Origin of the sequence: Micromonospora sediminimaris (assembly GCF_016863575.1) — a bacterium.
In the GTDB taxonomy this organism is placed as follows: domain Bacteria; phylum Actinomycetota; class Actinomycetes; order Mycobacteriales; family Micromonosporaceae; genus Micromonospora; species Micromonospora sediminimaris.
Window position 1 is genome coordinate 165,697 of record NZ_BOPD01000015.1, and the last position, 20,275, is coordinate 185,971.

General features: G+C 71.9%; 16 protein-coding genes and 1 pseudogene. 14 read left to right on the plus strand and 3 right to left on the minus strand.

Annotation, left to right across the window (positions count from 1 at the left end):
- Position 1 precedes the first annotated feature (1 nt).
- The 3 genes from secF (at position 2) to Vse01_RS13815 (ending at position 4,496) form a co-directional block, all read left to right on the plus strand.
- Entirely contained in the window at positions 2-1,195 is a 1,194-nt protein-coding gene (gene secF, locus Vse01_RS13805) for a protein translocase subunit SecF (protein ID WP_093404444.1), read from the plus strand.
- Between the two features lie 105 nt (positions 1,196-1,300).
- On the plus strand, positions 1,301-1,867 hold the full coding sequence (locus tag Vse01_RS13810; RefSeq protein ID WP_093404441.1) for an adenine phosphoribosyltransferase: 567 nt from the start codon (positions 1,301-1,303) through the stop codon (positions 1,865-1,867).
- 172 nt (positions 1,868-2,039) lie between these two features.
- Positions 2,040-4,496: a RelA/SpoT family protein gene (locus Vse01_RS13815; RefSeq protein WP_093404438.1), complete on the plus strand. Its 2,457-nt coding sequence runs from the start codon at positions 2,040-2,042 to the stop codon at positions 4,494-4,496.
- 172 nt (positions 4,497-4,668) lie between these two features.
- Here Vse01_RS13815 and Vse01_RS13820 read toward each other — a convergent pair whose 3' ends face one another.
- Both Vse01_RS13820 and Vse01_RS13825 read right to left on the minus strand, forming a co-directional pair.
- Positions 4,669-5,502 carry a peptidylprolyl isomerase gene (locus tag Vse01_RS13820; protein ID WP_093404436.1) on the minus strand — a complete coding sequence of 278 codons (834 nt, stop codon included), beginning with the start codon at positions 5,500-5,502 and terminating at the stop codon, positions 4,669-4,671.
- 65 nt (positions 5,503-5,567) lie between these two features.
- Positions 5,568-6,503 carry a peptidylprolyl isomerase gene (locus Vse01_RS13825; protein WP_093404433.1) on the minus strand — a complete coding sequence of 312 codons (936 nt, stop codon included), beginning with the start codon at positions 6,501-6,503 and terminating at the stop codon, positions 5,568-5,570.
- Between the two features lie 245 nt (positions 6,504-6,748).
- On the opposite strand from Vse01_RS13825, the gene Vse01_RS13830 reads away from it, so the two are divergent.
- From Vse01_RS13830 to Vse01_RS13865, 8 genes are all read left to right on the plus strand, one after another.
- Positions 6,749-7,465 carry an MBL fold metallo-hydrolase gene (locus Vse01_RS13830; protein ID WP_093404430.1) on the plus strand — a complete coding sequence of 239 codons (717 nt, stop codon included), beginning with the start codon at positions 6,749-6,751 and terminating at the stop codon, positions 7,463-7,465.
- 87 nt (positions 7,466-7,552) lie between these two features.
- Entirely contained in the window at positions 7,553-8,881 is a 1,329-nt protein-coding gene (gene hisS, locus Vse01_RS13835) for a histidine--tRNA ligase (protein WP_093404427.1), read from the plus strand.
- A gap of 264 nt (positions 8,882-9,145) precedes the next feature.
- Entirely contained in the window at positions 9,146-10,195 is a 1,050-nt protein-coding gene (locus Vse01_RS13840; RefSeq protein WP_093404425.1) for a S1 family peptidase, read from the plus strand.
- 103 nt (positions 10,196-10,298) lie between these two features.
- Positions 10,299-10,970: a hypothetical protein gene (locus tag Vse01_RS13845; protein WP_093404422.1), complete on the plus strand. Its 672-nt coding sequence runs from the start codon at positions 10,299-10,301 to the stop codon at positions 10,968-10,970.
- A gap of 128 nt (positions 10,971-11,098) precedes the next feature.
- A complete protein-coding gene (gene aspS / locus Vse01_RS13850; RefSeq protein ID WP_093404419.1) occupies positions 11,099-12,907 on the plus strand; it encodes an aspartate--tRNA ligase in 1,809 nt (602 codons plus the stop codon).
- 153 nt (positions 12,908-13,060) lie between these two features.
- Positions 13,061-13,837 (plus strand): sugar nucleotide-binding protein, encoded by a 777-nt coding sequence (locus tag Vse01_RS13855; protein ID WP_093404417.1) that lies wholly within the window; start codon positions 13,061-13,063, stop codon positions 13,835-13,837.
- 115 nt (positions 13,838-13,952) lie between these two features.
- Positions 13,953-14,549, plus strand: coding sequence for a winged helix-turn-helix domain-containing protein (locus Vse01_RS13860; RefSeq protein WP_093404414.1), 597 nt, complete (start codon positions 13,953-13,955; stop codon positions 14,547-14,549).
- On the plus strand, positions 14,546-15,919 hold the full coding sequence (locus Vse01_RS13865; protein ID WP_093404412.1) for an MFS transporter: 1,374 nt from the start codon (positions 14,546-14,548) through the stop codon (positions 15,917-15,919). Before Vse01_RS13860 ends, Vse01_RS13865 begins: the two co-directional genes overlap by 4 nt.
- On the opposite strand, the gene Vse01_RS13870 is transcribed toward Vse01_RS13865, so the two are convergent.
- Positions 15,877-16,611 (minus strand): GNAT family N-acetyltransferase, encoded by a 735-nt coding sequence (locus Vse01_RS13870; RefSeq protein WP_093404815.1) that lies wholly within the window; start codon positions 16,609-16,611, stop codon positions 15,877-15,879. The genes Vse01_RS13865 and Vse01_RS13870 overlap by 43 nt on opposite strands.
- A 117-nt stretch (positions 16,612-16,728) precedes the next feature.
- Between Vse01_RS13870 and Vse01_RS13875 the strand changes: the two genes are divergently transcribed.
- The 3 genes and pseudogenes from Vse01_RS13875 to Vse01_RS13885 form a co-directional block, all read left to right on the plus strand.
- Positions 16,729-16,938, plus strand: coding sequence for a hypothetical protein (locus tag Vse01_RS13875; protein ID WP_093404409.1), 210 nt, complete (start codon positions 16,729-16,731; stop codon positions 16,936-16,938).
- A 75-nt stretch (positions 16,939-17,013) separates the two neighbouring features.
- On the plus strand, positions 17,014-18,543 hold the full coding sequence (locus tag Vse01_RS13880; protein ID WP_093404407.1) for a replication-associated recombination protein A: 1,530 nt from the start codon (positions 17,014-17,016) through the stop codon (positions 18,541-18,543).
- Positions 18,540-20,275 (plus strand): annotated as a pseudogene (locus Vse01_RS13885) (hypothetical protein); the annotation flags it as partial. The gene Vse01_RS13880 and the pseudogene Vse01_RS13885, both read left to right, overlap by 4 nt.

Consider the following 20,275-nt stretch of genomic DNA (forward strand, 5'->3'; position numbering starts at 1 on the left):
GATGGCTGAGACTGGTCTGGCAGCCCGCCTCTACCGAGGTGAGGCCGGCCTCAACATCGTCGGCCGGCGCAAGATGTGGTTCACCGTCGCCGCCGTGCTGGTGCTGATCGCGCTCGGCAGCGTCATCTTCCGGGGCTTCAGCCTCGGCATCGAGTTCGCCGGTGGCAACTCGTTCCAGGTGCCGACCAGCGTCGGCACCCTGGAGCAGGTGGAGGACCGCGCGGGCGAGGTGCTGGCCACCGCGGGTGAGGGTGGCCGGGTGGTCACCACCCAGCAGGTCGGCGGTGGCGGCGACGAGTTCTACGAGCTGCGTACCACCGAACTCGACGCCGAGCAGGCCGAAGCGGTCCGGGCCCAGTTGGGTCAGGTGTTCAACATCGACCCGGCGGAGATCGCCAGTAACCGGGTCAGCGAGGCGTGGGGCAGCCAGGTCACCAACCGGGCCCTGCTCGGTCTGGTGATCTTCCTGGCGTTGGTGACCGTCTACCTGGTCCTGCGCTTCGAGTGGCAGATGGCGGTCGGGGCGATCTTCGCCCTGGTGATGAACCTGGTCCTCACTGCCGGCCTCTACTCGATCGTCGGGTTCGAGGTCACCCCGTCGACGATCATCGGATTCCTCACAATTCTGGGCTTCGCCCTGTACGACGTGGTGGTGGTCTTCGACAAGGTGCAGGAGAACACCAGAGGCATCACCGCGAACAACAACCAGACGTACGGCGAGGCGGCCAACCTGGCCGTGAACCAGAGCCTGATGCGGTCGATCAACACCTCCGTGGTCGCCCTGCTCCCGGTCGGCGGCATCCTGTTCATCGGTGCCGGCCTGCTCGGCGCGGGCACCCTGAAGGACCTCGGCCTGGTGCTCTTCGTCGGTATGGCGATGGCCTTCCTCACCTCGATCACACTGGCCACCCCGCTGCTGGTGGTGCTGAAGAACCGCGACCCGCGGATCCAGGCGCACAACAAGCGGGTGCTGGCCCGGCGGTCCACGGTCAGCCGGGGCGAGACCCCGGCCAAGGCGGGTGGCCAGCCGCGCCCGGTCGAGCGGGACGAGGAGCCGGTCACCGCGGAGACCGGCGCCCTCGCCGGTGCCGCCGCGCCGAAGGTGGGCGCCCGGCCGGCGAGCAAGCGTTCCGGCGGTGCCCGGGGCGGGCGTCCCGGTGGCGGCAACCGTCCGGGCGGCGGAAAGCGACGCTGAGGACGCCCGGGGCGACCCGGTAGAAACAGGTACCGGCGGCGTCCTGCATGCTGTGCGAGCAGTGTGCGGGACGCCGCCGTCGTGTGGAAGGGAAGCGGAACTGCCGTGACGGAGACCCACAGCACCGGAGTACGCGGGGACAGCGGGCCGGAGGTGGCCCGGCTGGTGGCCAGCCGGGTGCTCGACGTGCCTGACTTTCCCAAGCCCGGCGTCATGTTCAAGGACCTGATGCCGTTGTTCGCCGACGGTGACGCCTTCCGGGACGTGATCGACGGGATCGTCGCGTACCACGGGCGGGAGTCCTTCGACGCCGTGGTCGGCATCGAGGCGCGCGGGTTCGTGGTCGCCGCCGCGATCGCGTACGCGACCGGAGTCGGGGTGGTGCCGGTGCGCAAGGCCGGCAAGTTGCCCCGGCCGGCGTACGCCGCCTCCTATGAGCTGGAGTACGGCGAGGCCACGCTCGAAGTGCACCAGGACGCCTTCACCGCCGGTCACCGGGTGCTGGTGGTCGACGACGTGCTCGCCACCGGCGGCACGGCGGCGGCCACGTTGGATCTGGTGGAGCGAGCGGGTGGCACGGTGGCGGGTTTCACCGTGCTGCTGGAGCTGTCCTTCCTCGGCGGGCGCGACCGACTGGCCCCGCGTCCCGTGCATGCCCTGTTGACCGTTTGAGGCGTCGACGGCCCCGGACGGGCCCGGCACGGTCCGTCCGGCGGAGCGGCACGGCACCCGCGGTGGGGGTAGCATTGCCCATTGCTGACCGGGCGGTTACCCGCCTGTGCGGCGCTAGACCAGACCGGCCGGCGCACGGTCGGTGTCGTCCCGGCGAGCGGTGAGGAGGCCGGTGTCCCACGAGGTCGTTCCTCCGGTGGAGGGCACGGTGCACCCGACAGGTGACGCGGAGGGCTCGCTGACCGACCGCAACGGCGCCGCGGCGGCGCCGGGTGGCGGGTCGGGCGCGGCGCAGCGGGCCGGCGACCCGGCTCGTCCGGCCGCCGGCTCCGGGGACGGCGATTCCTCGGCGGCCGGTGGATTCGGCCTGTCCCACGCGCCCACCGGGCGGCGGGTCCGGGCGCGGTTGGCCCGGTTCAACGCGCCATGGCAGTCCTCGCAGGTCAGCGAGGTGCTGGAGCCGCTGATCGCGTCGCACCGGGAGAATCACCCCAAGGCCGACGCGCGGCTGTTGCAGCGGGCCTTCGACACGGCGGCGCGCTGGCACTCCGGCCAGTACCGCAAGTCCGGCGACCCCTACATCACCCACCCGCTCGCGGTGGCGACCATCCTGGCGAACCTGGGCATGGACACCACCACCCTGGTCGCGGCGCTCCTGCACGACACCATCGAGGACACGGAGTACACCCTCGACCAGATGCGGTCCGACTTCGGTGGTGAGGTCGCCCTGCTGGTCGACGGGGTCACCAAGCTCGACAAGGTCAAGCTCGGTGACGCGGCGAAGGCCGAGACGATCCGCAAGATGGTCGTCGCCATGGCCAAGGACCCGCGCGTCCTGGTGATCAAGCTGGCCGACCGGCTGCACAACATGCGGACGCTTACCTTCCTGCCGCGCCCGAAGCAGGAGCAGAAGGCGAAGGAGACGCTGGAGATCCTCGCCCCCCTGGCCCACCGGCTCGGTATGAACACGATCAAGTGGGAGCTGGAGGACCTGGCGTTCGGGACGTTGTTCCCGAAGCGGTTCGAGGAGATCAACCGGCTGATCGGGGAGCACCAGCCGCAGCGGGAGGCGTTGCTGCGGCAGGTGACGCAGAAGGTGCAGACGGACCTGAAGGCCGCCAAGATCAAGGCGGAGACCACCGGCCGGCCGAAGCACCTCTACTCGATCTACCAGAAGATGATCGTGCGGGGGCGGGACTTCAACGACATCTACGACCTGGTGGGCGTACGCATCCTGGTCGACACGGTGCGGGACTGCTACGCGGCGCTGGGGGTGATCCACGCGAACTGGCAGCCGGTGCCGGGCCGGTTCAAGGACTACATCGCCATGCCCAAGTTCAACATGTACCAGTCGCTGCACACCACGGTGATCGGTCCCACCGGCAAGCCGGTGGAGATGCAGATCCGCACGTACGCGATGCACCGTACGGCGGAGTTCGGCATCGCGGCGCACTGGAAGTACAAGGAGCACAAGGGCACCCAGATCGTCGGCCCGCCCGCCCACATCGACGAGATGACCTGGCTGCGGCAGCTGCTGGACTGGCAACGAGAGGCCGCCGACCCGAGCGAGTTCCTGGACGCGTTGCGGTTCGACCTGTCCAGCCAGGAGGTGTACGTCTTCACCCCGAAGGGCGACGTGATCCCGTTGCCGACGGGGTCGACGCCTGTGGACTTCGCGTACGCGGTGCACACCGAGGTGGGGCACAAGTGCATCGGGGCGCGGGTCAACGGCAAGCTGGTGCCGCTGGAGTCGACCCTGTCCAACGGCGACGTGATCGAGATCTTCACCTCGAAGTCCGACACGGCCGGCCCGACTCAGGACTGGCTCGGCTTCGTCAAGAGCCCCCGGGCGCGGACGAAGATCCGGCAGTACTTCAACAAGGAGCGCCGCGAGGAGGCGATCGAGGAGGGCAAGGACGCGATCGTCAAGGCGATGCGCAAGCAGGGCATGCCGTTGCAGCGGATGCTCACCTCCGACAACCTGATGGCCATCGCCCGGGACCTGCACCTGGCCGACGTGGCGTCGCTGTACGCGGCCGTCGGCGACAGTCAGGTCTCCGCCCAGTCGGTGGTGCAGAAGCTGATGGCCTCCTACGGCGGGGAGGAGGGCGCGGCCGAGGACATCGCCGAGACCGCCGTGGCCACCCGCCCGCCGCGCAGCCGCGCCTCCAGCCACGACCCCGGTGTGGTCGTACGCGGGGTCAGCGACGTGTGGATCAAGCTGGCCCGCTGCTGCACCCCGGTCCCGCCGGACTCGGTCTTCGGTTTCGTGACCCGTTCCGGCGGGGTGAGCGTGCACCGCGACGACTGCGCCAACGCGGAGGACCTGCGCGCCCAGGGCGAGCGGGTGGTCGAGGTGAACTGGAAACTCACCTCCGCCTCGACGTTCCTGGTGGCGATCCAGGTGGAGGCGCTCGATCGGCACAAGCTGCTGGCGGACGTCACCCGGGTGCTCTCCGAGGAGCGGGTCAACATCCTCTCCGCCACCGTCACCACCACCCGCGACCGGGTTGCGGTGAGCCGGTTCAGCTTCGAGATGGCCGACCCCAAACACCTAGGGCACCTGCTGGCGGCGGTACGCAAGGTCGACGGCGTCTTCGACGCCTACCGCGTAACCTCCGGCGCCTAACCCCCACCCACCCACCCACCCACCCCGCCCTGACCCGTTGATCAAGAAGTTTTGGTCTCGATCCGGCCGGATCGAGACCAAAACTTCTTGATCAACCAAGGCGGGAACGGGGGGTGGGGGAGAGATGGAAACGCCCGTCGGCGGAGCCGACGGGCGCTTCGGGTGGTTCGGGTCAGGCGTCGGTCATCGTGAGGTCGGTGATGACGACCTCCTTCTTCGGGTGACCGCCACCGGCCTGCTGGGCGAACGCGCCGTCGTCACCGGCCGCCGCGACATCCTTCACGATGTCCATTCCGCCGGTGATGGTGCCGAGGACGGTGTAGTTCGGGTCCAGCGGCGAATCGCCGTACACGATGAAGAACTGGCTGCCGCTGCTGGACGGCTGGCCCGAGTTGGCCATCGCGATGACGCCCTCCGGGTACGGCGGCCGCTTGTCGGCCGGCAGGTTCTCCTCCGCCATGCGGTAGCTCGGACCGCCGGTGCCGTCGGTGTCCCGCCAGCCCTCGCCGGTGGCGCTCGGGTCGCCGCACTGGAGCACCTTGATGCCTTCGGTCACCAGCCGGTGGCACTTGGTGTTGTCGAAGAAGTTCTGCTCGGCCAGGTGGGTGAAGCTGCCCGCCGTGCACGGCACCGCGGACCTGTCGATCCGGGCGGTGATCGGGCCGAGGTTCGTGGTGATCGTCATGGTCTGGACACCAACCTTGCTCTGCTGCGTGTCCGGCAGCCCGACGTCCTTGACCTGCGGGGTGCGCTCACCCTCGGGCATCTCGACCCAGTCGCACTGCACGGAGTTCGCGTCCTGGGCCGCGTTGTCGGTGCCGCTGTCGTCGCCGAGCACGTTGCTGGCGAGCCAGGCCGTGCCGGCGACCACCAGCAGCAGGACCACGCCGGCCCCGACGACCGCCTGCGTCTGGCGGCGCTTACGGGCCCGAGCGGCCCGCTCGGCCATCTCCTTCTCGAGCCGGGCGCGGGCCGCCGCGCGCTGCCGCTCTCTGGTGGACGTCACGCCTCGATCCTCCTGGACTGTATGTGGATGCCGCTGCGGTGGGGTTGGGGCCCGGCCGCCCGTGGTCAGCCGGCGCTGGCGCTGGCCTCGGGGTCGCCCGAGGCCGCCGGACTCGGTGTGCCGGAGGACTCCGGCGTGCCCGAGGGCGCCGGATCGGCGGACGACGCCGGATCCAGCACGGGCTCGCCGACGGTCAGGCTCTGGATGACCACGTCGTCATCCTCCGGCTTGACCTTCTCCCCGGCCCCATTGTCCACCGTCGGCAGGGCGCCGATCTTCTCGACGACGTCGAGGCCCTCGGTGACCCGGCCGATGATCGGAAACTTCGGCTCGGCGGTGGTGAAATCCTTGAAGAAGATCAGGAACTGGCTGCCGTTGGCGCCGGGCGGGTTCGAGATCATCGCGACCGTGCCCTTGGGGTACGTCGGTGGCTCGTCCGGGGACGGGCTCGGCTGCGGCGACGCCTCCGGCGCGGTCGGCACGTTCTCGTCGTAGAACGAGTAGGCCGGGCCGCCCAGACCGGTGCCGCTGGGATCGCCGCAGCGCACCGCGCCGTCGGCGGTGATCTCGTGGCACTTGGTGTTGTCGTAGAACGACTGGCTGGCCAGGTGGGTGATGCTGGCCGCGGCGCACGGGGCGCTGGCAAGATCCAGCTCGACGGAGATCGGCGCACCCTGGTTGGTGGTGATCGTCATCGGCCGGGTGCCGGTGACCGGCAGCCCGGTGGTCGGGGGCTCGCCGACATCCTTGAGGTTGGCGTTGCCCTCGGTGTTCTGCGGGGTCCAGAGGCAGACCTCGTCGGCCGCGGTGTCCTCGGTCGGCTCGCTGTCGAACGCGCCGAGGGCCCACGCCGAGCCGGCGACGACCAGCACGAGGATCAGGGCGGTGCCGACACCGGCCTGGATGCGTCGGCGACGCCTGGCGGCGGCGGCCCGGCGGGCCAGTTGCCGGTCGAGCTTGGCCCGCGCCAGTTTGCGCTGCCGGTCCCTGCTGGAAGCCACCCGTGCTCCCCTTTCCTCTACCCTGGTCGTCACCCGGTGGTCGTGTACCTGTCGGGCGGCAGGTGTGCCACGCCACACGCCCGCCAGAGTGTACGGGTACCGGCTGGGAAAGTGGTGTACGAGGTCGGTGCCCTTCTACATCGGGCTCCGTCAGTGCCTCACCCGGGGGCCGGCGGGTCGGGCCGGTAGGCCGGCGACGCCGGTAGGCTGCCGGAGAGGACGACTCGACGGAAAGGGGAGCGGACGTGCTCGTGGTCGGCTTTCCCGCGGACGCCTTCGGCACCAACTGCTACGTGGTCGCCACCGGGCCGGGGGAACAGTGCGTGGTGGTCGATCCCGGCATCGGGGTGGTCGACCGGCTCGACGCGCTGCTCGCCGAGCATCGTCTGCACCCGGCCGCGGTGCTGCTCACCCACGGGCACCTCGACCACACCTTCTCCGTGGCGCCGGTCTGCGGGGCGCGCGGAATCACCGCGTACGTGCACCCGGACGACCGGGAGCTGCTGGCGGATCCGACGAAGGCGCTGTCGATGGAACTGACGCAGCTCTTCGGCGGGCGACTGCCGTACGCCGAGCCAGAGGACGTGGCCGAGTTGGCCGACGGTACGACGCTCGCCCTCGCCGGGCTGGAGATCACCGTCGACCATGCGCCCGGCCATACCGGCGGGTCGGTGCTCTTCCGGCTGCCCGGCGCCGGCTCGCCCTGGGAGGCGGAGCAGCTCTGCCTCTCCGGTGACGTGCTCTTCGCCGGCTCGATCGGCCGCACCGACCTGCCGGGCGGCAGCATGCCGACGATGGTCACCAGCCTGCGGGACAAGATCCTCCCGTTGGCCGACGACACCGTCGTCCTGCCCGGCCACGGCCCCACGACCACCATCGGCCGCGAGCGCGCCACCAACCCGTACCTTGTCGAGGTGGCGGAGTTGGGCGGCGCGCGACCGGCACCCACCCGCGGCCTGTAACGGTCGCGTCGAGACCGCACCGCGCGGACCGCGCGGGATCGTCAGCAGACTCTGCCGCGCAGCGCGCGGCTGCCGAGGGAGTACGTCATGAGCAAGCCCACGCCCATCTCCGGTTTCCCGGAGTGGACGCCCGCCCAACGGATGATCGAGCAGTACGTGCTGGACCGGATCCGGTCGACCTTCGAGCTGTACGGCTTCGCGCCGCTGGAGACCCGGGCGGTCGAGCCGTTGGACCAGTTGCTGCGTAAGGGGGAGACCTCCAAGGAGGTCTACGTGATCCGACGGCTGCACGGTGAACCGGAGGGCCCGGCCGGTGACGACGCCCTCGGCCTGCACTTCGACCTGACCGTGCCGTTCGCCAGGTACGTGCTGGAGAACGCCGGCAAGCTGAACTTCCCGTTCCGCCGCTACCAGATCCAGAAGGTGTGGCGCGGTGAGCGCCCGCAGGAGGGGCGTTACCGGGAGTTCCTCCAGGCCGACATCGACATCGTCGACCGGGACACCCTCGCGGTGCACCACGAGGCGGAGATGCCGCTCGTCGTCGGCGACGCGCTGCGGTCGTTGCCGATCCCGCCGATCCGCATCCAGGTCAACAACCGCAAGATCTGTGAGGGCTTCTACCGGGGCATCGGTCTGACCGATCCGGAGGCGGCGCTGCGCGCGGTCGACAAGCTCGACAAGATCGGCCCGGCCGGTGTCACGGAGCTGCTGGCGACCACCGCCGGGGCGAGCGAGGCACAGGCCAAGGCGGTGCTGTCACTTGCCGAGATCTCCGCGCCGGACGCCTCCTTCGCGGACGCGGTGCGCGCGCTCGGGGTCAGTGATCCGCTGCTCGACGAGGGGGTCGAGGAGTTGGTCCGGGTGGTGGAGACCGCCGCCGCGCACGCGCCGGGTCTCTGCGTCGCGGACCTGCGTATCGCCCGGGGTCTGGACTACTACACCGGCACCGTCTACGAGACGCAGCTGATCGGGTACGAGCGGTTCGGCTCGATCTGCTCCGGCGGTCGGTACGACAACCTGGCCAGCGCGGGCAACGCCCGCTTCCCCGGGGTGGGCATCTCGATCGGCGTGACCCGCCTGCTCGGGCTGCTCTTCGGCGCGGGCGCACTGTCCGTGTCGCGGGCGGTGCCCACCTGCGTGCTGGTCGCGGTGACCAACGAGGAACTGCGGGCGAAAAGCGACTCCGTCGCCGGGGCGTTGCGGTCCCGGGGGATCCCGGCCGAGGTGTCGCCGAGCGCGGCGAAGTTCGGCAAGCAGATCCGGTACGCCGAGCGGCGTGGCATCCCGTACGTCTGGTTCCCGGGTGCGGACGGCGACCCCGACGAGGTCAAGGACATCCGTTCCGGTGAGCAGGTGGCCGCCGCGCCGGGGGAGTGGACGCCGCCTCGCGAGGATCTCAAGCCCCTGGTGAGCTGAGCGCGGTGTTGCCGTAACCCTGAGATCGCTTTCCCGGTCCGGGGTGTCACACGGAGGTCGTACTGGCCGTGTGACACCCCGGTCTTCGTATGTGTCCTCCCTGTTACGGATTGCCGGTGGGTGAATTCGGGCATAGCCAGGTCTTGTTAACGATCTTAAATATGTGAATACTTTCCATCGCTTGGCCATTTCCCCAGGTGGTCGAGCTGCCCCCGTCCCTGTCGACGTGACAGGGCCTCATCCCCCATGTCGGGAGGCTGTTACATGCGACCCACGAGGTCAATGGTCCGCCGTGTCGTCACCGTAGCCGCGGCAGGAACCCTGGTCGCCGGCGTGTTGGCCGGCACCCCCGCCCAGGCGGCACCCGGGAGCGTCTCGCCCGACGCCGCCGCCGCGCTCGCCGACCGGCTCGGAGACCGTGCCGCCGGCACCTACGCCGACGCCAGCGGCAAGATGGTCGTCGCCGTCACCGACGTCGCCGCCGCCCGCCAGGCGGCCGCCGTCGGCGCCAAGGTCAAGGTCGTCAAGCGCGGTGCCGCGGAGCTGAACCGCGCCACCGCCGTGCTGGAGCGTTCCGTCAACATCCCCGGCACCGCCTGGTGGACCGACCCGGTCACCAACCAGGTGGTCGTCTCCGTCGACACCACCGTCACCGGGGCCAAGCTGGAGCGGGTCAAGGCCGCTGCGGCGCGCACCAACGGCGCGGTACGCATCGAGGCCGAGGCCGGCGTGCTGAGCACCCGCATCTCCGGTGGCCAGGCCATCTACGCCGGCGGTGGCGGGCGCTGCTCGCTCGGCTTCAACGTGCGCAGCGGCAGCACGTACTACTTCCTGACTGCGGGCCACTGCACCAACATCTCGTCGAGCTGGTACAGCAACTCGGGTCAGACCTCGCTGCTGGGCACCCGCGCCGGCAGCAGCTTCCCGGGCAACGACTACGGCATCGTCCGGCACAACAACTCGGGCAACGCGGCCGGCAACGTCTACCTCTACAACGGCAGCTACCGGGACATCACCGGCGCCGGTAACGCGTACGTCGGTCAGTCGGCGCAGCGCTCCGGCAGCACCACCGGCCTGCGCAGCGGCTCGGTGACCGCGCTCAACGCCACGGTCAACTACGCCGAGGGGCGGGTCAGCGGTCTGATCCGGACCAACATCTGCGCCGAGCCCGGCGACAGCGGCGGCTCGCTGTTCAGCGGCAGCACCGCACTCGGCCTGACCTCCGGCGGCAGCGGCAACTGCCGTACCGGCGGCACCACCTTCTTCCAGCCGGTCACCGAGGCGCTGAGCCGCTACGGCGTCAGCATCTTCTGACCTCCCCGTCAGGAGAACCTGCTCCGCCAGCGGGCCGCCGGATTCCTCCTCCGGCGGCCCGCACCGCTGTCCCGGACCATGTTCCATCGACTACTGTCGGCCGATGGTCGTACGACTCCTGGCGCAGTTGCGCGCGCCGATCTTCGTGGGCGGGCAGGGGTCGGCCTGGGTGCTGCTCGCCGTGGACGCGCGTCGTGAATGGAACGCGTCCTGGTTCGTCGGGCTCCTCCTGGTGCTCGGTGTGCTCGCCGCGATACCCGCGGCGGTTGTCGACCAGCCGGAATTCCGGGTGGTCGCCCTGGTCACCCAGACCGTCGGCGCTGGCGTCGTCGCGCTGGCCCTGTACGACACGGCGGACAAGCGGGCGCTGTGGGCGTACGTCCTGGCCGCTCTCGGCGCGGTGGCCCTGCCGTCGAGCCGGCCGGTGCTCGGGGCCTTTCCGGCGAGCAGGTCGGCGCTCGGTCGGGCCACCGTGATCGGCGTGGGGGCGACTCTCCTGCTCACCATCGGCGCATCGGCTCCGGCCCTGGCCTGGAGCGGTACCCAGCCCGAGGTGATGGTGTGCGTGCGGCCGGAAGCATCTGTCGACGAGCTGACCCGCGACGGCCGCCGCTTCGATCCCGAACACGTCATCGCCGGCTTCGGGTTCGACGGGCCGCGCAGCTCGTGCCTGGAGGTGTTTTTCGATCCCGGCGCCACCGCGGGCGACGCCGACGACGTGGCGCGCCGCTACTCCGTGGACCCGAGGGTCGTGTCGGTGAGCCGGACGCGCTGACGGAGCGTCCGTCCGTCACCGCAGGTGTCGACAAGGGCCCTGGTCCGCGTACCCGGGGAACGTCGACGGGCGGGTGCTGACAGAATGCCGGGGAGCAGACGTAGGGCAAGACGAGGGAGACGCACGTCGTGATCCGTACCCATGACGCCGGCAGCCTGCGCGCGACGGACGCCGGCACCACGGTGACGCTCGCCGGGTGGGTGGCCCGCCGGCGCGACCACGGCGGTGTCATCTTCGTCGACCTGCGCGACGGCTCGGGCGTGGTGCAGGTGGTCCTCCGGGAGGAGGACGCGCACGCGCTGCGCAACGAGTACTGCGTCAAGGTCGTCGGTGAGGTCACCCGGCGGCCCGAGGGTAACGAGAACCCGGAGCTGCCCACCGGCGAGATCGAGGTGACGGCGGCCGAGCTGGAGGTGCTCTCCGAGGCCGCGCCGCTGCCGCTGCCGGTGGACGACCAGGTGGTGGCCGGGGACGACGTCCGGCTCAAGTACCGCTACCTCGACCTGCGGCGCGGCGGCCCGGCGCGGGCCATGCGGCTGCGGTCACGCGCCAACCAGCTGGCCCGTACGGTGCTGCACGAGCGGGACTTCCTGGAGATCGAGACGCCCACGCTGACCCGGTCCACGCCGGAGGGCGCGCGCGACTTCCTGGTGCCGGTGCGCCTTCAGCCGGGCAGCTGGTACGCGCTGCCGCAGTCGCCGCAGCTGTTCAAGCAGTTGCTGATGGTCGGCGGGATGGAGCGTTACTACCAGATCGCCCGCTGCTACCGCGACGAGGACTTCCGGGCCGACCGGCAGCCGGAGTTCACCCAGCTGGACATCGAGATGTCGTTCGTCACCGAGGACGATGTGATCGACCTCGGCGAGGCGATCGTCGCCGCGCTCTGGTCGGAGCTGGCCGACCACGAGATCCCCCGGCCCATTCCGCGGATCACCTGGCACGACGCGATGGCCCGGTACGGCTCGGACAAGCCGGACCTGCGCTACGGCGTCGAGCTGACCGAGCTGACCGACTACCTGCGGGGTACCGCGTTCCGGGTGTTCGCCGGGGCGATCGACGCGGGAGGCTACGTGGGTGCGGTGGTCATGCCCGGTGGCGCGTCCCAGACCCGCAAGGAGCTGGACGGCTGGCAGGACTGGGCCAAGGCGCGTGGCGCCAAGGGCCTGGCCTACGTGGTGCTCGACGCCGAGACCGGTGAGGCACGCGGGCCGGTGGCGAAGAACCTGTCGGCAGAGCATCTGGCCGGGCTGGCCGACGCGGTCGGTGCCAAGCCTGGCGATGCGATCTTCTTCGCCGCCAGCGGGGAGACCCGCGAGGCCCAGGAGCTGCTCGGTGCGGCCCGGATCGAGATCGCGCGGCGGGCCGGCCTGGTCGACGAGAGCGCCTGGGCGTTCTGCTGGGTGGTCGACGCCCCCATGTTCGAGAAGACCGACGAGGGGGGATGGACGGCTGTGCACCACCCGTTCACCTCGCCGAACTCCGAGTGGGTCGACCGGTTCGAGGAGGCGCCGGACCGGGCTCTGGCGTACGCGTACGACATCGTCTGCAACGGCAACGAGATCGGCGGCGGTTCGATCCGTATCCACCGCCGTGACGTGCAGCAGCGGGTGTTCGACCTGCTCGGCATCAGCCCCGAGGAGGCACAGGACAAGTTCGGCTTCCTGCTGGAGGCGTTCAGCTACGGCCCGCCCCCGCACGGCGGTATCGCGTTCGGCTGGGACCGGGTCTGCATGCTGCTCGCCGGGGCCGACTCGATCCGCGAGGTGATCGCCTTCCCGAAGACCCGGGGCGGCTTCGACCCCCTCACCGGCGCACCCACCCCGATCACCGCCCAGCAGCGCACCGAGGCCGGCATCGACGCCAAACCCAAGCCCCAGCAGCCCCCGTCCCACGCCGGCACCGCCGGCCCCGCCGCCCCCGTATCCGACCCCACCTGACCACCCCCCTGGCCCCTCTCCCCGCTTGCCCCTCTGTCCGGCTGCCCTCTGTCCGTTGATCAAGAAGTTTGCGTCATGATCTGGGCCGGATCGAGACCAAAACTTCTTGATCAACCGGTGCGGGAGCGGGGGAGCGGGGGAGCGGGGGAGTGGATGAGGGGGCGACTGTGCGGGTGTTGGTGGTGGGTGGTGGTGGGGACGTGCCACTCCGGTGAGATCGGGTTGCCGGGTGTCGAGGTCCGTCGACTGGACGTGACCGATCGGGCCGCGGTGGTCGCGCTGGTCGCGGCAGTACGTCCGGACGCCGTGGTCGCCACCCCCTACCGGTACGGCGACTGGGCGGTCACCGCTGACGGGGCGGCGCACGTCGCGTACGCCGCCGCGCGGGTGGGGGCCCGGTTGGTGCACATCTCCAGCGACGCGTTGCACGCCGGGCGACCCGAGGCGTACGCCGACGACGATCCACCCACACCGATTTTTCCGTACGGGGCGGCGAAGGCGGCTGCGGAGACGGCGGTGCGGGCGATCGACCCGGGTGCTGTGCTGGTGCGCACCTCGCTGATCCTGGGGGAGGGGAGCAAGCAGATTCAGCTCTGCCGGGATGCGCTGGCCGGTCGGGCGACCCTGTTCACCGATGAGCTGCGCTGCCCGATCGACGTCGGTGACCTCGCCGCCGCCGCGTTGGAGCTGGTGGGCACCGACGTCGCCGGCCCGCTGAACGTGGCGGGCCCGAACGCGGTGAGCCGGGCGGAACTGGGCCTGCTGGTGGCCCACCGGGAGGGCATCGACCCCGCCGGCCTGAAGACCACCACCGGTGCCGGTGCCGGGGTGGTGCGCCCCACCGAGGTACGCCTCGACTCCACCCGGGCCGTCGGTCTGCTCCGCACCCGGCTGCGCGGTGTCTCGGAGCTGCTCGCCGCCGGCCGCTGACTGTTTCTGCCCGACATAGCGGCCAACGTCCCGTCACCCCGCACCCAGCCACCCGCACGTCGACAACTGTGCACAACTATTGTGCACAGGAGTTGTGCACAGTTATTGTGCATTCATGACCGAGGGAGAGCGTCGCCCACCGCCGCGACAGGTCCGCATCGATCACCGACAGGTCCGGGTGCTGGCGCATCCACTGCGGGCCCGGCTGCTCGGCGCGCTGCGGGTCAAGGGACCGGCCACCGCGACCACCCTCGCCGGACTGCTCGACAGCAACACCGGCGCGACCAGCTATCACCTGCGCCAGTTGGCCGAGGTCGGCCTGGTCGTCGAGGAGCCCGACCGGGGCACCGGGCGACAGCGCTGGTGGCGAGCCGCCCATGACGTGACCAACTGGGAGAACACCGACTTCGACAACGACCCCGACGCCCGGGCCGCGATGGAGTGGATCCAGGCCGAGCAGGTCCGCCTCTTCGTCGAGCACACCGAGCGATGGTTCGCCGTCCGCGACGAGTGGTCACCCGAGTGGCGGGACGCCTTCGGCATGAGCGATGCCTTCCTGACCATTCCGGCGGCCCGGCTGGCCGAGTTGCAGCAGGAGCTGTGGCGCATCCTGGAGCGCTACCGGGCCGAGGCCGATCCGGATGAGCCCGGTGCCGAGCAGGTGCAGATCTTCCTCGCCTCCTTCCCGCTGCTGCTCGGGAGGAAGCCGTGAGCGAGCTGTCCGTACGCCAGATCCGGCGTCGTTTCCTGGTTCTGCACGGTCTGCGCTGGCTACCGACCGGCCTGCTGATCCCGGTGGTGATCCTGCTGATGCAGGAGCGGGGCCTGACCCTGACCCAGATCGGTCTGGCCGCCGCCGCCCAGGGGGTGGTGGTGCTCGCCCTGGAGTTGCCGACCGGTGGGTTCGCCGACGCGCTGGGCCGCAAGCCGGTGCTGGTGGCGGCCGGTTCGGTAAGCCTCGTCTCACTGGGTCTGCTGGTGGTGGCGGACTCGTTCGCCCTGCTGGCCATCGTCTGGGCGTTGCAGGGCGTGTTCCGTGCCCTGGACAGTGGCCCGCTGGAGTCCTGGTACGTGGACAGCACCCTGGCCGTCGACCCGGATGCCGCGTACGAGAAGGGTCTCGGTCACGGTGGCACCGTGCTCGGCCTGAGCATCGCGGCCGGTGCGCTGCTCAGCGGCGGTCTGGTCGCGCTCGGTCCGCTGGGTCCGGTCAGTGCCCTGACCACGCCGGTGCTGGCCGCCCTCGGTCTGCAGGGGGTTTCGCTGCTGGCGTTGCTGACCCTGCTGGTGGAACGGCGACCGGCGAGCGGGCCCGGTGCAGTGCGGGCCTCGGTCCGGGCCGCGCCCCGCATGGTCGGCGAGGCGTTCGGCCTGCTGCGCCGGTCCCGGGTGCTGCTCGCCCTGGTCGCGGTGGAGCTGTTCTGGGGCTTCGGGATGGTCACGTTCGAGAGCCTGCTGCCGATCCGGCTGGCCGAGGTGATCGGCGACGCCGACCGGGCAGCCGCCCTGCTCGGTCCGGCGAGCACCATCGCCTGGCTGGCCTCCGCGGCCGGCGCGGCTTTCACTCCGCTGCTCATCCGCCGGCTCGGTGCCGCACCCGGCGCCGCGCTGCTGCGGATCGTGCAGGGCGTCACCGTGGTCGCGATGGCCCTGCTCGCCGGACCGGTCGGCGTGCTGATCGCCTTCTTCGCCTGCCATGCCGTGCACGGCGCGTCGAACCCGTTGCACATGGGACTGCTGCACCGGCAGGTCGACGGCCCGTACCGGACCAGCGTGATCTCGGTGAATTCGATGGTGGCCATGCCGGCCGGTGCGTTCGGCGGCGTGCTGCTCGGCTTCATCGGCGACCGGGCCGGGGTGAGCACGGCGATGCTTGTCGGTGCGGTCGCGCTGGCGGTCGCCGCACCGCTGTATCTGCCCGCCTGGCGGGCGGGCCGGGTCGCCGGCCAACCCAGGCCGCCCGCCGACCAGGCAGAACCGATCGTCGACGAACCGGTCGCAGACCGGGCAGGAAGGATCGCCGACGGCCCCACCGACGATCAGACGAAGCGGACCGAGGTGAGCGGGAACGTGTCGGCGTAGCCGAGCCGCCGATAGAGCCGGATCGCCGTCACGTTGCTCGGGTAGACGCCCAGCGCCACCATGCCGTACCGGTCCAGCAGGGCCCGCGTCATTCCGGTGGTGATCGCCGCACCCAGGCCGCGTCCTCGGTGCTGCGGTGCCACCGCCAGCCCAGCGAGGAAACCGACCTCGCCCCGGGTCCGGTCGGCGCCGCAGGCGACCAGCCGGTCACCGTCGCGGATGCCGTACCAGCCGCGCACCTGCGGACTGCCCGGACGGGCGGTGCTGGTCGGGAACGCCTCGTCGATAAGCGCCGTCAGGGCCGGGTGGTCCGCCTCGGTCAGTCGTACCACCCGCTCCTCGCCGGGTTGTGCCGGCGGCGCACCTGTCGTCCAGAGAAAATCCCAGTCCTCGTACCCGGCCACGGCCGGACCGAGCGGCGCCGGATCCGTACGGGGCAGGTGCAGCCACCGTCCGGCACCCAACCTGCCTTCCGTGACCAGCGTGCTGACCAGGTCGATCGCCGTGTCAGACGGGCCGATCACGCCACCGATCGGCCCCTGCTCGACGGTGAGCAGCCAGCACACGGCCCCGGCGCGTCGCCAGCCCTTCGCCGGTTCGTGGATCGGCAGCGAGTGCCGCACGAAGGGATGGTGGCCCGTCGCGGCCAGGATGGCGCCCCGCCCATCCAGGACCTCGTCGGCGTTGATCATGTCGTCAGCGTAGGCGGTGGGTGGGGAGGAGCCGCGTGATCCACCGTGGAGATTGGCGAGCCGACCGATCGGGTACATCCCGCGCCGACCTACTGGAACCCCCACCGGAGGAACGTCATGCTCGCCATCGCTGCGGCCGTCGTCTTCGGCTTCGCCCTGCTGCTCGACCTGCTGGACACCAAACTCGGCGCACCGGACCTGTTCAACTGGAACACCCTGGTGCTGATAGGTCTGCTGCTGCTCTCGCTCTATCTGGCCGGCGTCGGCCGGGGGCCGGGTGGCGGCGGTGGTCGCTGGTACCGGGGTCGCCGCCCGGGCCGCGGCTGACCGGTAACGATCACCCCGGGCTCGGCCGACGGCGCGATTCCGGCGAAGTCGGCCGAGCCCGGTACTGTTCTCGTGATGGAGTCCGACGCCCTCTTCACCCTCGGTGAACCCGCCGCAGCACCCGGTGCGCAGGCGGGTTCAGGTGGTGTCGGCGGCTTCACCCCGGCCGGGCCGGACGCGCCGCTGCCGGTCCGGATGCGCCCGGCCGGTCTGGACGAGTTGGTCGGCCAGGAACACCTGCTCACTCCCGGTGCGCCGCTGCGGCAGCTGGTCGCCGGCAGCGCGCCGATGTCGGTCATCCTCTGGGGGCCGCCGGGCAGCGGCAAGACCACGATCGCCCACCTGGTCGCCACCGCGACGGACCGGCGGTTCGTCGCGATGTCCGCGCTGACCGCCGGGGTGAAGGACGTCCGTGCGGTGATCGACACGGCGCGGCGACAGCGGCGCTCGGGTGGCCCGCCGACGGTGCTCTTCATCGACGAGGTGCACCGGTTCAGCAAGACCCAGCAGGATTCGCTGCTCGCGGCGGTTGAGGACCGGACGGTCACTTTGCTGGCGGCCACCACCGAGAATCCGTACTTCTCGGTCATCTCCCCACTGCTCTCGCGGTGCGTGCTGCTCACCCTTCGGCCCCTCGACGACGCTGCGGTACGCGGGCTGCTGCGCCGCGCGCTGGTCGACCAGCGCGGCCTGGGCGGGGCGCTCACCCTCGCCGCCGAGGCGGAGGCGCACCTGATCCGGTTGGCCGGCGGGGACGTCCGCAAGGCGCTCACCGCGCTTGAGGCGGCGGCCGCCTCGACGACCGCGCTGGGCAAGGACCAGATCGACCTGGCCACCGCCGAACGCGCGGTGGACACCGCAGCCGTCCGCTACGACCGGGCGGGGGACGCCCACTACGACGTGACAAGCGCCTTCATCAAGAGCATGCGCGGTTCCGACGTGGACGCGGCGCTGCACTGGCTGGCCCGGATGCTGGTCGCCGGGGAGGATGCCAGGTTCATCGCGCGGCGGTTGGTGATCTTCGCCAGCGAGGACGTCGGCATGGCCGACCCGGCGGCGCTCGGTGTGGCGACCGCCGCGGCCCACGCGGTGGAGTACGTCGGCCTGCCCGAGGCGCAGCTCAATCTCGCTCAGGCCGTCATCCACCTGGCCACCGCACCGAAGTCGAACTCGGCGACCACCGCGATCGGGGCGGCGATCGCCGACGTGCGCTCCGGCCGGGGCGGGCCGGTGCCCCGGGGCCTGCGCGACGCCCACTACTCCGGTGCCCGGGGGCTCGGGCACGGCATCGGCTACCGCTATCCGCACGACGACCAGCGGGGCGTGGTCACCCAGCAGTACGTGCCCGACGACCTGGTCGGCACCGACTACTACCGACCGAGTCAGCACGGCGCGGAGCGATCGGTGGCCGGCCGGCTGCCGTTGCTACGCCGGATCGTCCGCGGGCTGTCCACCCCTGCCCGCACGGATGAGCCGGCAAAGGGCGGTCGGCCGGCCCGGCCGACGTCGTCCGGGGGGGACGATGACGACGGTCGTAGTACGGCCACGGCAGCCCAGGTGGCCGAAGAGGTCGGCGCGAGCGCCGACGGGAGGGGTCAACAGTGAAATCGTCGGACCGACCGGACGAGAGCCCGGACGCGCGGCGCGGCAAGGGTCGTCGCTGGGGTCGGGGCAAGTCCGAGGCCGCCGCCCCGGAGGAAACGGGGAGCGGCGAGGATTTCGGCTGGATCGACGACCTGCGTTCGGCCAAGCAGCAGCGCACCGAGCTGGGCCCCGACGGCGCCGCCGTCGATCCGTCCGCCGCTGCACGCAGCGGTCCCGAGCGATCCGGTCCGCAGCCAGCCATGCGGCCCGGCCCCGCGCCGGTCAACCACCCGGGGCCGGACGCTCCGGTAGCGCCGCCACCCGGCCGCGGCCCGGCCGAACCACCACGAGCGCGTCCGGTCGACGGCCCCTGGCCGGGTAATCCGGCTGCCCGGCCGCCTGCCGGCCCGCCCGGCGGACGGCTCCCGGCCCCCCCGCCGTTCGCCGCTGCACCGCCGCCCGCCGCCCGTCACGAGCCCGACCCGCCGAACACCCCGCCGGCCGGTTGGCCGCAGCAGCCGCCAGCCGCCGGGCCGCCCGCCCGGCGGCCACATTCCGGTGAGCCGGTTCCGGTCGACGGCCCCAGGCCGGTTCCCGAGGCCGGCCCGGTCTCCGGCGCACCGACCGTCCCGGGCTGGCCGCCCGCGGGCCCGGTGTCGGGTGCGCCGGCGAGCCCGGTGTCCGGTCCGCCCGGGCAGCGGCGCCTGCCCGGCGTCCGGCCGAACGCCGCGCCGGCCGGCCCGCGCCGCCTGCCGTCGACCGAACCTCTCCCGGCATCGCCGGACACCGCCCACGGCCCGGCGGCGCCGGGCATGACGCCCGCCGTCGGTCGGCCGGGCGGCGCGCCGGCGGGCGGTCGGCGAGCTGGCCGCCGTCGGGCCGCCGAGCCGGAGGAGGACCGGCCAGTGGTGCCGCTGTCCGGCAACGCGCCACCGATCCCCGGTGCGCCGTCCGGCCGTCCGGCCGCTGGGCCCGCGCAGCCCGCACCCGTTCGTCGCGAGGAGTCCGGCGCACCGGTCGGCGCCGACCGGGACCGCCGGACCGCACCCGGCGCGGTCGGGCCCGAGGGCGCCGCCGACGCGGCGTCGGGCCGTCGGAGGCCACCCGAACCGCAGCCGCCGTTCGGTAGCCGACCTGCCGGCGGGCCACCCGAGCCACCGCGGGCACGCCGCGCGGCCGACGAGGAGGACACACCGACCCGGGGCCGGCGCGCGGCGGCCGAGGAGCCGTCCGGACGGCACGCGGTAGCGGGTGCCGCTGCCGAGACGCCAGCCGACGGTGGGCGGCCGGCCGAGGGCCGCTCCGGCCGGCCGGAGCGGCCGTCCGACTGGCTCCGGCAGGCCGGTCGACCGCACCACACCGACCCGGCGTTGCCCACGATCAGCAAGCGACCCACCGCGCCGTCCGGCCGCGTGGTCGGCACGCCCTCCGGCGGTACGCCGACGATCGGCGACCGCCGTGGCACGGAAGCCGGCGGCCCACCCCGTCGGCCGAACGCGGGCACCGCACCGGCCGATGGACGCGGGGTCGAGCCGGGTCCGGAACGTCCGGGTGCTGGGCCTGCCCGCCGCGCCGACGGGCCACCGGCTGGACCGGGCCGTCCCATTCCGCCGACCGGCCCTGCCCCGGGCCCGGGCGGACCTGAGCCAACCGGTCGGGCCGGTGCCCTGCCCCGGATCGGTCCCACCGGCCCGGCAGCCCGGCCCGACGGCCCGCCCCGTGGTGCGGCGCGTCCGGAGGGCCCGCCGGGAAC

What these genes read in the sequence shown, in the direction of transcription:
- secF (WP_093404444.1), top strand. Translation starts at nt 2, where the DNA reads ATGGCTGAGACTGGTCTGGCAGCCCGCCTCTACCGAGGTGAGGCCGGC.
- hisS (WP_093404427.1), top strand. Translation starts at nt 7,553, where the DNA reads ATGAGCAAGCCCACGCCCATCTCCGGTTTCCCGGAGTGGACGCCCGCC.
- Vse01_RS13840 (WP_093404425.1), top strand. Translation starts at nt 9,146, where the DNA reads ATGCGACCCACGAGGTCAATGGTCCGCCGTGTCGTCACCGTAGCCGCG.
- Vse01_RS13845 (WP_093404422.1), top strand. Translation starts at nt 10,299, where the DNA reads ATGGTCGTACGACTCCTGGCGCAGTTGCGCGCGCCGATCTTCGTGGGC.
- Vse01_RS13855 (WP_093404417.1), top strand. Translation starts at nt 13,061, where the DNA reads ATGAGGGGGCGACTGTGCGGGTGTTGGTGGTGGGTGGTGGTGGGGACG.
- Vse01_RS13860 (WP_093404414.1), top strand. Translation starts at nt 13,953, where the DNA reads ATGACCGAGGGAGAGCGTCGCCCACCGCCGCGACAGGTCCGCATCGAT.
- Vse01_RS13870 (WP_093404815.1), bottom strand. Translation starts at nt 16,611, where the DNA reads ATGATCAACGCCGACGAGGTCCTGGATGGGCGGGGCGCCATCCTGGCC.
- Vse01_RS13875 (WP_093404409.1), top strand. Translation starts at nt 16,729, where the DNA reads ATGCTCGCCATCGCTGCGGCCGTCGTCTTCGGCTTCGCCCTGCTGCTC.
- Vse01_RS13880 (WP_093404407.1), top strand. Translation starts at nt 17,014, where the DNA reads ATGGAGTCCGACGCCCTCTTCACCCTCGGTGAACCCGCCGCAGCACCC.